Consider the following 11,851-nt stretch of genomic DNA (forward strand, 5'->3'; position numbering starts at 1 on the left):
AGCGCGCCTTCGGGCGCGTTTTTTATTTGGACAGGAACTTGGTCAGTAAGTCATAGACCAGCCGGATGCGGCGGCTGGTGTGCAACTCGCGATGCGTGGTCAGCCAGATCGGAAATGTGATAGCTTCCATCCCGGGGCACACACGCTCCATACCTGGTGCCGCATCACCGACGGTCTGCGACATGGGCGCTATGCCAAAGCCTTGTTTGGCGTATTCCCAAGCCACTATTCCGTTCTGAGACCCAAGCCGGAAATTCTCGTTGGTCAGGTGAATGCCAAGCGGTTTCAGATAGGCGATCATCTGATTGTTGTCGCCGAAGCTGATGAACTCATGCCGTGAAAGGTCCTGCTTTGATTTCGGGCGTCCCGCACGGTTGAGATACTCTGTGGTTGCATAGAAATGCCCGGACGCCTCCTGTACCAGCTTCGCGATTAGGTCGGGTTGATCAGGGCGGACATGGCGGATCGCGATATCTGCCTCGCGCCGCATAAGATCCTGAATATCGTTTGAGGCAATCACGTTAATCCGCAGGCGCGGGGCTTGCGCCCGGATTTCGCGCAGCAGGTCGGGCAAGACATAGGCTGACATCACGTCACTGGCGGTGATGCGAACCCGGCCTTCAATGGATTGAGCCTGTCCGGACGCCGTCAGCGCAATGCGATTGGCCGCGTCCCCCATTTTGCGTGTATGATCCAGCAGCTCCAATCCGGCCTGAGTGATCTCAAGAGTTCTGCCAGCCCGTTCAAACAGCATCACACCCAAGTCCTGTTCAAGCGCTGCTATCTGACGACTCAGCGTAGGCTGGGTTTGCCGTAGCTGCCGTGCCGCTGCGGAAAATGACCCGGTTTCAGCCGTCGCCAGAAAGGCCCGGATGTGGTTCCAATCAAAATCGCCAAACTTATTCATACAAAAATGTATAGTAAACCTGCAAATTTCGGCAATTTATATTCGGTCTGCGCATGAATAAATTCTCGCCGAAAGGAGACTCCTCAATGACCACCACTGCGAAATTCTGGGATGGAGTGGCCGAGAAATATGCCCGCTCGCCCATCAAAGATATGGCTTCGTACGAGCATACGCTGGAACGGACAGCGTCTTACCTGAAGAAATCCGATGATGTTCTGGAACTTGGGTGCGGCACAGGCATGACTGCTCTGAAGCTGTCCGGATATGTAGGATCTATCACTGCAACCGACGTGTCCCCCGGTATGTTGGCCGTTGGACGTCGAAACGCCGCTTCGCAAAGCATCGAAAACGTCACCTTTGCCGAGGCTGATGCAAATCGACCGCCTGAGGGTTCATTTGATGCGGCGCTGGCATTCAATCTTTTGCATCTGGTCGAGGATCTGGATCTGACATTGAGCCAAATACATTCGGTCCTTAAACCGGGCGGACTGTTTATTTCGAAAACTTTTTGCCGGCCGTCCAGCGCGGCGAGCCTGAAGTATTACGCTATTCGTCTCGCGCTTCCGATCATGCAGTTCTTTGGTAAGGCTCCGTTTGTGCAATTCCTGTCTGAGGCGGATCTTGATGCGGCCCTTGAACGCGCCGGGTTCAGCATCATCGAGAGCGACAGTTTCCCAATACGTGACGCCCGCCGATTCCTAGTGGCTCGTAAAATGTAAGGTTTTTCCGAAATCCGCGTTGGGCTTTGGGTGTGGGACCCTTAAATTGGGCGGGAACAACATCGGAGTTTGCCATGGGCCTAAACGTTTATCTTTCCGGAGAAATCCACACCGACTGGCGTGAACAGATCATCGATGGAGCGCAAGGGTTGGACGTGACCTTCAACAGCCCCGTTACCGATCACGCGGCCAGTGATGATTGTGGTGTGGCCATTCTGGGGGCTGAGCCGAACAAGTATTGGCACGACCACAAGGGAGCGATGGTCAATGCGATCCGAACACGCAAGGGGATTGCGGATGCGGATGTTGTCGTCGTCAGGTTTGGTGACAAGTACAAACAGTGGAACGCCGCCTTTGACGCGGGTTATGCTGCAGCACTGGGCAAGTCCATCATCGTTCTGCACGGTCCGGATCATCAGCACGCGCTGAAAGAAGTTGATGCCGCCGCACTGGCCGTGGCGGAAGAACCCGCTCAGGTGGTCGAAATTCTGCGTTACGTGCTGACAGGCGCCCTGCCCGGCTGATCGATAAAAGGGGCGCCGGTTTGGCGCCCCCTTTCTTTCAACTGTTATCAGTCTCGTGCCGGTATGGCTTTGCCGCGCTGAACCGCTGGGCGTTGGAAGAAACGATCAACGTAAGCGACGACATTGGAATAGCCGTCCCAATCAACCACATCCTTCGCGCCATAGAAATCCAGTGCATTCAGCCACGGGGCAAGCGCGATATCCGCGATGGAATATTCGCCAGCGATCCAGTCTTGTCCTTCCAGTTGCGTATTCACCACGTTCAGCAGGCGCTTGGCTTCGTTGATGTAACGCTCGCGCGGGCGCGGATCTTCTATCGCGCTGCCAGCGAATTTGTAGAAAAATCCGAGCTGGCCAAACATTGGCCCGATGCCGCCCATCTGAAACATCAGCCATTGGGTGATCCGGTGCTTGTCTGCTGCGGTTTGGCCGAGGAACTTGCCCGTTTTCTCGGCCAGATACAGCAGGATCGCACCGCTTTCGAACAGGGACAGCGGTGCACCGTCGGGTCCGTTGGGGTCGATTATCGCCGGGATCTTGTTGTTCGGGTTCAGCGACAGGAACTCGGGACTTTTGACATCCGAGTCCGCCAGGGTCACCAGATGTGCCTCATAGGGCAGGCCGGTTTCCTCAAGCATGATCGAGGCTTTGACGCCGTTTGGCGTTGGATAGGAGTAGAGTTGAAGGACCTTGGGATCTTTTGCAGGCCATCTGTCGGTTACGAAAAAAGGCGCAAGTTGAGACATGGTAACTCCTGAGAAATGCCATTTGGGGAAAAATAGGGTGGCTTTCCCCTAAAAAACATACCCTTATTCATGCGTTTAACGCACAATTCCTATGCGCTCATGCGTGAACAGAAGCGTGGTCTTAGAAAACAAGAGGGATGCTATGCTGGAAGAATTCAAGACATTCATTGCCAAGGGCAATGTCATGGACATGGCGGTCGGTATCATTATCGGTGCTGCGTTTACCGCAATTGTTACCTCGTTGGTGGGCGATCTGATCAATCCGCTTATTGGATTGTTCACAGGGGGTATCGACTTTACGAACAATTACGCCGTTCTTGCAGGCGACGTGGCCGAAGGTGCCAGCCTTGACGCGGCACGTGAAGCAGGCGCATCCGTCTTTGCCTATGGTGCTTTCATAATGGCAATCATCAATTTCCTGATCATCGCCTGGGTCGTCTTCATGCTGGTAAAAATGGTGAATAAGGTCAAAGACGCTGCTGAAGCAGAGGAAGAAGCGGCTGAAGAGGCGCCCACAGGTCCTAGCGAACTGGACATCCTGATGGAAATCCGGGACGCTTTGAAGAAGTAGACCAGTAATTCTGTTATTACATCGGGCTCCGTACCTATCGCGGAGCCTGTTTTATTAGAATTGATGAACAGAAAACACGAGGAAATTCGAGATGGAACAAACCGCCGACTTGGCTGAGCAGGCGATTGGTATGGCCAATCAATACTTGCCCATTGCCTTGAATGCAGCGAAGGCTCTGATCGTTCTTGTTCTGGGTTGGATCGCCGCCCGAATGATCGCGGGTGTTGTACGCCGCCGGATCAACAGAACGCCGCAGATCGACCCGACACTCGGAAATTTTGCCGCCAGTGTGATCAAGTGGGCAATTCTGGCCATAGTTCTGGTCGCAGTTCTGGGGATCTTCGGGATAGAAGCCACCAGTATCGTCGCCATTCTGGGCGCTGCGTCACTGGCTGTTGGGTTGGCACTTCAGGGTACACTGAGTGATCTTGCGGCCGGTGTGATGTTGGTGGTTTTCCGACCCTACAAGCTTGGACAGTATGTGGATATCGGTGGCACGGCAGGAACCGTTATGGATCTGAGCCTGTTCACGACCGAGCTTGTGACTCCCGACAACGTGCAGATCATTGTTCCAAACGGTCAGGCATGGGGGTCGATCATAACCAATTATTCAGCCCACGACACACGTCGTGTCGATCTGGTGTTTGGAATTGATTACGGGGACAGCGCAGATACCGCCATGCAGATCATTCTGGATGTCGCCAAGGCCGACCAGCGCATTCACAGCGATCCTGAACCCTGGGTGCGGGTCACGAATCTGGGCGACAGCTCAGTCGATCTGACTGCGCGGCTATGGTGTGCGGCAGCCGATTACTGGGACGTCAAGTTCGAGCTTACGAAGGTGGTGAAAGAGGCGTTTGACGCCAAAGGTGTTTCGATTCCGTATCCGCATTCGGTCGAAATTCAGAAACAGGGGTGACAGCTGGCGCCCATTGTTTGGGCGAGCATTCATCCTTTCCGCGTATTGAAAAGGGCACCGCGCTGAAACCCGGTGCCCTTTTTTGTGAAAGTCGTCGGTTCGGTACCGACCGCGCCACCCTGTGAATTGCCGTCAACAGGCAACTTCAGGAGTGGAGGCGCTTACGATTTGACCACCACGTTTGGCGAAACGACGTCGATGCCAAGGGCCTTGCCAACGGCATAGTAGGTCAGTTTACCAGCATGAACGTTCAGACCTTCCAGCAGGTGCGGATCGTCCTGACATGCCTGTTTCCATCCCTTGTCGGCCAGCGACAGCATGAACGGCATCGTGGCATTGCCCAGTGCGATGGTCGAGGTGCGCGCAACAGCGCCCGGCATGTTGGCAACGCAGTAATGCATAATGCCATCGACATCGTAGATCGGATCGGCATGGGTGGTGGCTTTTGACGTTTCAAAGCACCCGCCTTGGTCGATGGCGACATCCACCAGTACTGCGCCGGGTTTCATCGTCGACAGTTGAGCGCGCGACACCAGTTTCGGTGCGGCTGCGCCGGGGATCAGAACAGCACCGATGACCATATCGGCGTCCTGGATCAGTTCAGCGGTCGCGCCTGCTGTCGAATACTGGTTCTTGAAAGTTCCACCAAAGACATCGTCCAAGTAGCGCAGACGCGGCAGCGACCGATCCAGAACGGTAACATCAGCCCCCATTCCGGCGGCAATCTTGGCCGCGTGTGTCCCGACGACACCGCCGCCAATCACAACCACTTTGGCCGGGCCGACGCCGGGAACGCCACCCATCAGAACCCCACGGCCGCCATTGGCCTTCTGCAGGGTCCAGGATCCGACCTGAGGGGCCAGACGACCGGCGACCTCGGACATAGGTGCCAGCAGCGGCAGGCCGCCGTTGGCATCCGTTACGGTTTCGTAGGCAATTGCGGTACAACCTGATTCCAGCAGGTCATGTGTTTGATCCGGGTCCGGAGCCAGGTGCAGATAGGTGAACAGCAGCTGGTCTTCACGCAGCATCTTGCGTTCCACGGCCTGCGGTTCCTTGACCTTGACGATCATGTCGGCGGTGGCAAACACCTCTTCCGCGGTGTCGATAATTTGCGCGCCTGCGGCGACATAGGCGTCATTGTCGAAACCTGCGCCGATGCCCGCGCCGGACTCGATCAGGACTTGGTGTCCGCGAGCGACCGCTTCCTGAGCAGCATTGGGCGTCATCCCGACGCGGAATTCCTGAGGTTTGATTTCCTTGGGGCAACCGATTTTCATTGGGCTCTCCGTTCATAAGCTGCTTAAATTATGTGCATTTCGTGGCGCAATTTCTGTGAAAGAAAACGTGTCAGTAGACTTTTCTTTGGAAGAATTTCCCGTACTATTCAAAAAACTCGCAAAGGAATTGCAGGAATGAGCCTGGACACGACTGATCGAAAGATTCTGGCCGCACTTCAGAAGAATGGCCGGATGTCGAATTCGGAACTGTCTGAACAGGTCAACCTGTCTCCATCTGCGTGCCACCGCCGCGTTCAACGGTTGGAGGTTGACGGCTATATCCGCAACTATGTGGCTCTGCTGGATGCGCGGAAAATGAACGTGCCTACCACCGTCTTTGTCGAGATCACGCTACAAGGCCAGGCCGAAGAGGTTCTGGATGTGTTCGAAAAGGCGGTGGCCCGAATACCAGATGTGCTGGAGTGCCATCTGATGGCCGGAACCGCAGACTACATTCTGAAGGTCGTGGCGGAAAACACAGAAGATTTCGCGCGTATCCACCGGCAATACCTGTCGCGCTTGCCTGGGGTGGCGCAGATGCAAAGTTCATTTGCGCTGCGTACCGTGTTCAAGACCACGGCCTTGCCGGTCTGATCGTCATAACGGGCCGGGATAGGTGAACAGCAGCAGGTGGGTCAGATTGAACCCGAAATGCATCGCAACAGGCACCCAAAGCCGACCGGTTGCAAAATATCCCAACCCGCACCCCAGCCCGAGAAGGGATGCGAATACCACAAGCGCGGGTCCTCCGCCGATATGCGCCAATCCAAAGAGCAGGCTGGCAGCGACCAGACCGCCTGTTGCCCCAAGGCGCAAGGTAATGGCCGACTGCAAGTAGCCGCGAAAGAACGCCTCTTCTGTAAGACAAGTCAGAAACAGGTTGGACAGGCAAAATACCAGCCACCAATAAGGGGCTGAGAGGTCCACGCGCACGGCGCCCAGCGATAGACCCAGCAGAAACAGGCCGGGCAGAATCAGAAAACCCGCTAGCAAAGGTCTTATTCTGGTCTGGATTGGGCTGTTCAGCATTCCGGGCCAAGCCAAAAGAACGGCAAAGAAGACCATGGGTTTGTCCAGATTCAGGTGCAGTGTGAAACTTGTGCTCGAGGCACTTGCCTGCACCTGATCCAGCAGTTTCAAATTGTTGAATCCTGGCAACAGATGTGCCCCCAATGCCAGGCACCACAGGATCAACAGCGTATGCCCCGCAATAGCCAGCAGACCTGTCCGGCGTGGGAGGAAGAAGGCCACGATCAGACCAAGCGCCACCGTCACCATTGCTGTCGGTGACATCAGCCCGGTAACCGAGGCGACACTGACGAACAGAATCAGCAGGGCAAACGCAAGTCCGGTTCGTCGCCCCATCGCCGCGACTTGCGCCGTGATCAAGATCAGCCAGGGCCAGGTGACCGGCAATGTCGAAAAGAAATACGTCACGGCGTTCTCGTCTGAATTGTGGACCCAGTCATGCCGCACAAAAACAAGGCAATGCAAGCAACCTGAAAGCGCGTGATTGGCGCCTTGTGTCAATTCTTGTGCTTGTATCCTTTGGGCCAGACGTACACATTCGGGTTAAAGACCATATACCCGTCCAGACCCTGATTTCCGATATAGACTGCTGCAAAGGATCGGCTTCGATTTATCTGATGACATCAGGCGGTTACACAGGCCCGATATGGTTTGAACCCGATGACTGAGAAGGAGCTGATCTTGGCTTACGAGAACGATGGGGGCACCAAGGACTGGCTTGAGGCCGAATTGGAAGACACGCTGGATGAAGATTTCGAGATCGAATTCAGCGAGCCTATGCTGTCGATGGAAGTCCGCAAAATCTATCGGGACCAGCACCCCGAAATGCTGGATCGCAAAGTCTATTTCCGAAACCTGCTGCGGTTGCAGGCCGAGTTGATCAAGGTGCAGGATTGGGTTCAGCACACTGGCGCCAAGGTTTGTATCCTGTTTGAAGGCCGTGATAGTGCGGGCAAGGGGGGCGTGATCAAACGGATCACGCAGCGCCTGAACCCCCGTGTCGCCCGTGTGGTCGCTCTGCCAGCCCCCAGTCGCCGCGAGCAGAGCCAATGGTATTTTCAACGCTACGTGCCGCATCTGCCTGCTGCGGGTGAAATCGTCTTGTTCGACCGCTCGTGGTACAACAGGGCGGGGGTTGAGCGAGTGATGGGCTTTGCGTCCGAGGATCAGGTTGAACAGTTCTTTCAGGACGTTCCCGAATTTGAACGGATGCTGGTGCGGTCAGGGATCATTCTGCTGAAATACTGGTTCTCGATCACGGATGAAGAGCAACAACTGCGGTTCCTCATGCGTATTCACGATCCGATGAAACAGTGGAAACTGTCACCGATGGATCTTGAATCCCGCATTCGCTGGGAGGCGTACACGAAGGCCAAGGAAGACATGTTGTTTCGAACCAACATACCAGAAGCACCGTGGTATATCGTTGAGGGCAATGACAAGAAACGCGAACGTCTGAATTGTATCGAGCATCTGTTGACAAGAATCCCCTACGAAGACGTGCCACAGGAAAAGGTCAATTTGCCTGACCGGCGGTACAATCCTGAATACGAGCGGCGGGTATTGCCAGACGAGCTTTACGTCCCAAAGATTTACTGAGCAACGCATGCGAGGCCGGCAGGGCCGACCTCGCACAATTTCAAGTGATCAGGCTGCATCCATCATGCAGTCATGGGTGAAGATATTGATCATGAAGACATCGCAGCCGTCGTCTTCGGCCGTTTCGGTGTTGACAGGCTCAATCTCGGTCTCTGGAGTGGTATCTATGGTCGGCATGATGTCGACATCGTCGACATCTGCCACATCAGTGCCGTCATTCATGTCGTCGCGCCAATCAAACTCGTCAAACTGCGCTTGCAGGTTTTCAAGGAAGCTGGCGATTTCATCCAGAAATGCCTGAATGTCAAAGCAGAAGGCTTCCGGCTCACCACCATCGACGACTTCAGTATCGGGCGTTTCAGGTTGCGGGTCTTCGGTTTCGGTGACGTCAGTATCCGGCGCTTCAGGTTCCGGTTCTTCAGTTTCGGTTACGTCAGTGTCCGGTGTTTCGGGTGTTGGTTCCTCGGTACCTGGGGTTTCAGGTTCCGGTTCTTCGGTCTCAGTGACGTCGGTATCAGGTGTCTCGGGGTCCGGCTCTTCCGTCTCTGTGACATCGGTGTCCGGAGTCTCGGGTGTCGGTTCCTCGGTTCCGGGGGTCTCAGTCCCAGGCTCTTCTGTCTCGGTGACGTCAGTATCCGGGGTTTCGGTTTCTGGTTCCTCGGGCTCGGCAACCACGTCCGGTGTTGTCGGAGGAACGGGCGGGGCGTTTGTATTGCCGTTGTCCAGCATGACAGCCGCGTCGGTTGCGGCAAAGTTTTGCGTGACCATCACGGCATCGAAGCCCTGCATGTCACCGGTTTCGATCCCGATCCCGATATACTTGAAATCCGGGTTCAGGATATTGGCGCGGTGACCCGGGCTGTTCATCAGGTTTTGATGCAACTGGGCGACATCGTCGCTGATACCCGGCGCGCCGCGTTCGGACTGCCATGCGATGTTTTCCCCGGTGCGCCAGCTTCCTTCAAGATCGAACCCCGCGTTTTGCATCCGCTGGGTTGCGCTGGAACCGCCTGAACCGGTGTGGCTGAAGGTGTCTGTATTCAGCATCCAGGTGCTGTGATCTTCGGACGAGTCGTTCAGCTGCGTTTCAAGTTGCAGCGGGTTGAGCCCGCGGGATGTGCGCTCCTGGTTTATCAGCGCCAACATCTCACGTTCGTATGTACTTGCAGTCGACATATTTGCCTCCGTTTGTGTTTGTGTCCTTGCGGACGGGCTCACTTAGAGGCGGGGATGTCGGGGGCGATAGAGGGCGGCGCAATTCAGGCGAGTTTTGGCGGCGCGATGCTACCGAGACGAGATTCGCTGCGCTGCAAAGCGCCGGGCAAAACACTGCCTGTACGGAATTGGCAGCTTGCCGCACAACCTGAACAACGAGTCGGCGGATTGTATCCGAGCCCTGAAACGACAAACCCCCGGGCCATGCCTCGGGGGTCGTCAAATAGTGTCATCCAAAGCTGGACGAAATCAAAGATCTTAAAGCAGACCTTCGCGCTGGGCTTTCTTGCGCGCCAGTTTACGGGCACGGCGAATCGCTTCAGCTTTCTCGCGCGCTTTTTTCTCGGACGGTTTTTCGAAATGTTGCTTGAGCTTCATTTCACGGAACACGCCTTCGCGCTGCAGCTTTTTCTTCAGGGCACGAAGCGCCTGATCGACGTTATTGTCGCGAACACTAACCTGCATGTGGTTGTCACCACCTTTCTAGATAGAGTTGCAAGGAAATTGCAGGAGTTGGCCGTATAGCAAAGCCGCCCTAACTTGTCTAGTACTGGGCCTGACAACCGGAGAACCGTCATGACCACCACATATGAAGATGCAAAACGGCAGCTTTTGGACGCGATGCTGAACCATGTTCCTTTCGACGGCTGGTCAGAAACCAGCTTTCGCGCCTCGGTATCCGATTGTGGTCTGGATGACGGTTTGGCACGTGCAATCTGCCCGCGCGGGGCGGTTGATCTGGCACTGGCCTTTCATGCGCGCGGCGATCAGGTGATGCTGGACCGCCTCAGGTCCGAGGACATGAGCGGGCTAAAATTCCGCGACAGGATTGCCGCTGCGGTCAGGTTCCGGTTGCAGGCTGTTGAAGACAAAGAGCTGGTGCGCCGGGGCATGACGCTGTTTTCCCTGCCAGCATATGCGGCCGATGGGGCCAAGGCGTTATGGCAGACCTGCGATCTGATCTGGGACACGCTGGGCGATACGTCAGAAGATGTGAACTGGTACACCAAACGGGCAACCTTGTCGGGGGTCTATTCCTCGACCTTGCTGTTCTGGCTGGGCGATGACAGCCCGAACCATCAGCGCACGTGGGAGTTTCTGGATCGCCGGATTGCAAATGTCATGGAGTTCGAAAAGCTCAAGGCTCAGGTGCGTGACAACCCGGTGTTGAAACCCTTTCTTGCAGTTCCGAACTGGCTGGCGGGTCAGGTGAGGGCACCGTCCAAGATGCGGGGTGATCTGCCGGGCATGTTGAACCCCAGAAAGTAACGCGTCTTGGTGCTGGGCCTTGCCTCTGATGCCTGCTAGGCATTGGGCAAAGGAGGTGCCTATGACCCAGATGATGCGTGCTGTTGAGATCACTCAACCGGGTGGTCCCGATGTTTTGCAGCTGACCGAACGGCCTATCCCTAGGCCGGGGGCCGGACAGGTTGTATTGAAAGTGGCCTATGCCGGGGTGAACCGCCCCGACGCTTTGCAACGCGCGGGCGCTTACGATCCGCCGCCGGGTGCCAGCGACCTGCCGGGGCTTGAGGCTTCGGGCGAAGTGGTTTCAGTCGGTGCGGGGGTTGAAGGACTGTCTGTCGGCGATCGGGTCTGCGCACTGCTGCCGGGCGGAGGATATGCGGAATACGTTTCGACCCCAGCGGCCCATTGTTTGCCAGTGCCTGCAGGTATGGGAATGAAAGAGGCAGCGTGTCTGCCCGAGACCTTCTTTACAGTTTGGTCCAACGTGTTCATGCGTGGCGGGTTGAAGGCAGGTGAACGCTTTTTGGTTCACGGTGGGTCCAGCGGGATTGGTACGACGGCAATCCAACTGGCCAATGCCTTTGGCGCGCGCGTTTTCGCCACGGCTGGGTCGGATGAGAAATGTGAGGCTTGCGTCAAGCTGGGCGCGGAAAAGGCGATCAACTATCGAAACGAGGATTTCGTAGCAGCCATGCGCGCCGAAGGTGGGGCAAACCTGATCCTTGATATGGTCGGCGGTGATTACATTCCGCGCAACGTCAAAGCTCTGGCCGAGGATGGGCGGCTGGTGCAAATCGCGTTTCTGCAAGGGCCTGTGGTCGAGCTGAACTTTGCCCTGATGATGGTCAAGCGCCTGACCCTGACCGGCAGCACCTTGCGCCCTCAAAGCGATCTGGCCAAGGCGCAAATCGCGCAGGACCTGCGCGAAGCTGTCTGGCCTCTTTTGGAAGCCGGAAAAGTTGCGCCCGTGATGGACAGCGAGTTTGATCTGACCGAGGCAGCCGCCGCCCATGCGCGCATGGAAACCTCGGGCCATATTGGCAAGATTGTTCTGAAGATCGCGGGTTGAGTTTTGAATGCGCGGGCGTGTCCCG

At 56.0% G+C, this 11,851-nt stretch carries 14 protein-coding genes; 8 read left to right on the forward strand and 6 right to left on the reverse strand.

Going from position 1 to position 11,851, the window contains the following annotated elements; translation table 11 throughout:
• Positions 1 to 22: 22 nt before the first annotated feature.
• On the reverse strand, positions 23 to 907 hold the full coding sequence (locus AC2FPW_RS07830) for a LysR family transcriptional regulator (protein ID WP_496813132.1): 885 nt from the start codon (positions 905 to 907) through the stop codon (positions 23 to 25).
• A gap of 86 nt (positions 908 to 993) precedes the next feature.
• On the opposite strand from AC2FPW_RS07830, the gene AC2FPW_RS07835 reads away from it, so the two are divergent.
• Positions 994 to 1,626, forward strand: a complete 633-nt coding sequence (locus AC2FPW_RS07835; RefSeq protein ID WP_480483021.1) for a methyltransferase domain-containing protein — start codon at positions 994 to 996, stop codon at positions 1,624 to 1,626.
• A gap of 74 nt (positions 1,627 to 1,700) precedes the next feature.
• The gene (locus AC2FPW_RS07840) at positions 1,701 to 2,150 is read left to right on the forward strand and encodes a YtoQ family protein (protein WP_480545861.1); all 450 of its coding nucleotides are present in this window, start codon (positions 1,701 to 1,703) and stop codon (positions 2,148 to 2,150) included.
• Between the two features lie 47 nt (positions 2,151 to 2,197).
• Here AC2FPW_RS07840 and AC2FPW_RS07845 read toward each other — a convergent pair whose 3' ends face one another.
• Positions 2,198 to 2,896: a glutathione S-transferase family protein gene (locus AC2FPW_RS07845; protein ID WP_496813133.1), complete on the reverse strand. Its 699-nt coding sequence runs from the start codon at positions 2,894 to 2,896 to the stop codon at positions 2,198 to 2,200.
• Between the two features lie 142 nt (positions 2,897 to 3,038).
• Here AC2FPW_RS07845 and mscL point away from each other — a divergent pair, with 142 nt between their 5' ends.
• Both mscL and AC2FPW_RS07855 read left to right on the forward strand, forming a co-directional pair.
• Complete coding sequence (mscL, locus tag AC2FPW_RS07850; RefSeq protein ID WP_496813134.1) at positions 3,039 to 3,467, forward strand: large conductance mechanosensitive channel protein MscL; 429 nt, start codon at positions 3,039 to 3,041, stop codon at positions 3,465 to 3,467.
• Positions 3,468 to 3,597: 130 nt separating this feature from the next.
• The gene (locus AC2FPW_RS07855) at positions 3,598 to 4,386 is read left to right on the forward strand and encodes a mechanosensitive ion channel family protein (protein WP_496813296.1); all 789 of its coding nucleotides are present in this window, start codon (positions 3,598 to 3,600) and stop codon (positions 4,384 to 4,386) included.
• Positions 4,387 to 4,547: 161 nt separating this feature from the next.
• Here AC2FPW_RS07855 and ald read toward each other — a convergent pair whose 3' ends face one another.
• Positions 4,548 to 5,666 carry an alanine dehydrogenase gene (ald, locus tag AC2FPW_RS07860; protein ID WP_267366958.1) on the reverse strand — a complete coding sequence of 373 codons (1,119 nt, stop codon included), beginning with the start codon at positions 5,664 to 5,666 and terminating at the stop codon, positions 4,548 to 4,550.
• Positions 5,667 to 5,801: 135 nt separating this feature from the next.
• On the opposite strand from ald, the gene AC2FPW_RS07865 reads away from it, so the two are divergent.
• The gene (locus tag AC2FPW_RS07865) at positions 5,802 to 6,260 is read left to right on the forward strand and encodes an Lrp/AsnC family transcriptional regulator (RefSeq protein WP_209506641.1); all 459 of its coding nucleotides are present in this window, start codon (positions 5,802 to 5,804) and stop codon (positions 6,258 to 6,260) included.
• A gap of 3 nt (positions 6,261 to 6,263) precedes the next feature.
• On the opposite strand, the gene AC2FPW_RS07870 is transcribed toward AC2FPW_RS07865, so the two are convergent.
• On the reverse strand, positions 6,264 to 7,103 hold the full coding sequence (locus AC2FPW_RS07870; RefSeq protein ID WP_496813136.1) for a CPBP family intramembrane glutamic endopeptidase: 840 nt from the start codon (positions 7,101 to 7,103) through the stop codon (positions 6,264 to 6,266).
• 252 nt (positions 7,104 to 7,355) lie between these two features.
• Between AC2FPW_RS07870 and ppk2 the strand changes: the two genes are divergently transcribed.
• Positions 7,356 to 8,294 carry a polyphosphate kinase 2 gene (ppk2, locus tag AC2FPW_RS07875; protein ID WP_496813138.1) on the forward strand — a complete coding sequence of 313 codons (939 nt, stop codon included), beginning with the start codon at positions 7,356 to 7,358 and terminating at the stop codon, positions 8,292 to 8,294.
• A gap of 48 nt (positions 8,295 to 8,342) precedes the next feature.
• Here the strand turns inward: ppk2 and AC2FPW_RS07880 are convergent, their stop codons facing one another.
• Positions 8,343 to 9,470, reverse strand: coding sequence for a CAP domain-containing protein (locus AC2FPW_RS07880; RefSeq protein WP_496813139.1), 1,128 nt, complete (start codon positions 9,468 to 9,470; stop codon positions 8,343 to 8,345).
• 297 nt (positions 9,471 to 9,767) lie between these two features.
• Entirely contained in the window at positions 9,768 to 9,974 is a 207-nt protein-coding gene (gene rpsU / locus AC2FPW_RS07885; RefSeq protein ID WP_005614280.1) for a 30S ribosomal protein S21, read from the reverse strand.
• A 111-nt stretch (positions 9,975 to 10,085) separates the two neighbouring features.
• On the opposite strand from rpsU, the gene AC2FPW_RS07890 reads away from it, so the two are divergent.
• Together AC2FPW_RS07890 and AC2FPW_RS07895 are read left to right on the forward strand one after the other, a co-directional pair.
• Positions 10,086 to 10,778 carry a COQ9 family protein gene (locus AC2FPW_RS07890; protein WP_267365542.1) on the forward strand — a complete coding sequence of 231 codons (693 nt, stop codon included), beginning with the start codon at positions 10,086 to 10,088 and terminating at the stop codon, positions 10,776 to 10,778.
• 61 nt (positions 10,779 to 10,839) lie between these two features.
• On the forward strand, positions 10,840 to 11,826 hold the full coding sequence (locus AC2FPW_RS07895; protein ID WP_496813140.1) for an NAD(P)H-quinone oxidoreductase: 987 nt from the start codon (positions 10,840 to 10,842) through the stop codon (positions 11,824 to 11,826).
• Positions 11,827 to 11,851: the final 25 nt, after the last annotated feature.

It is taken from the genome of Ruegeria sp. SATB027, assembly GCF_059613825.1.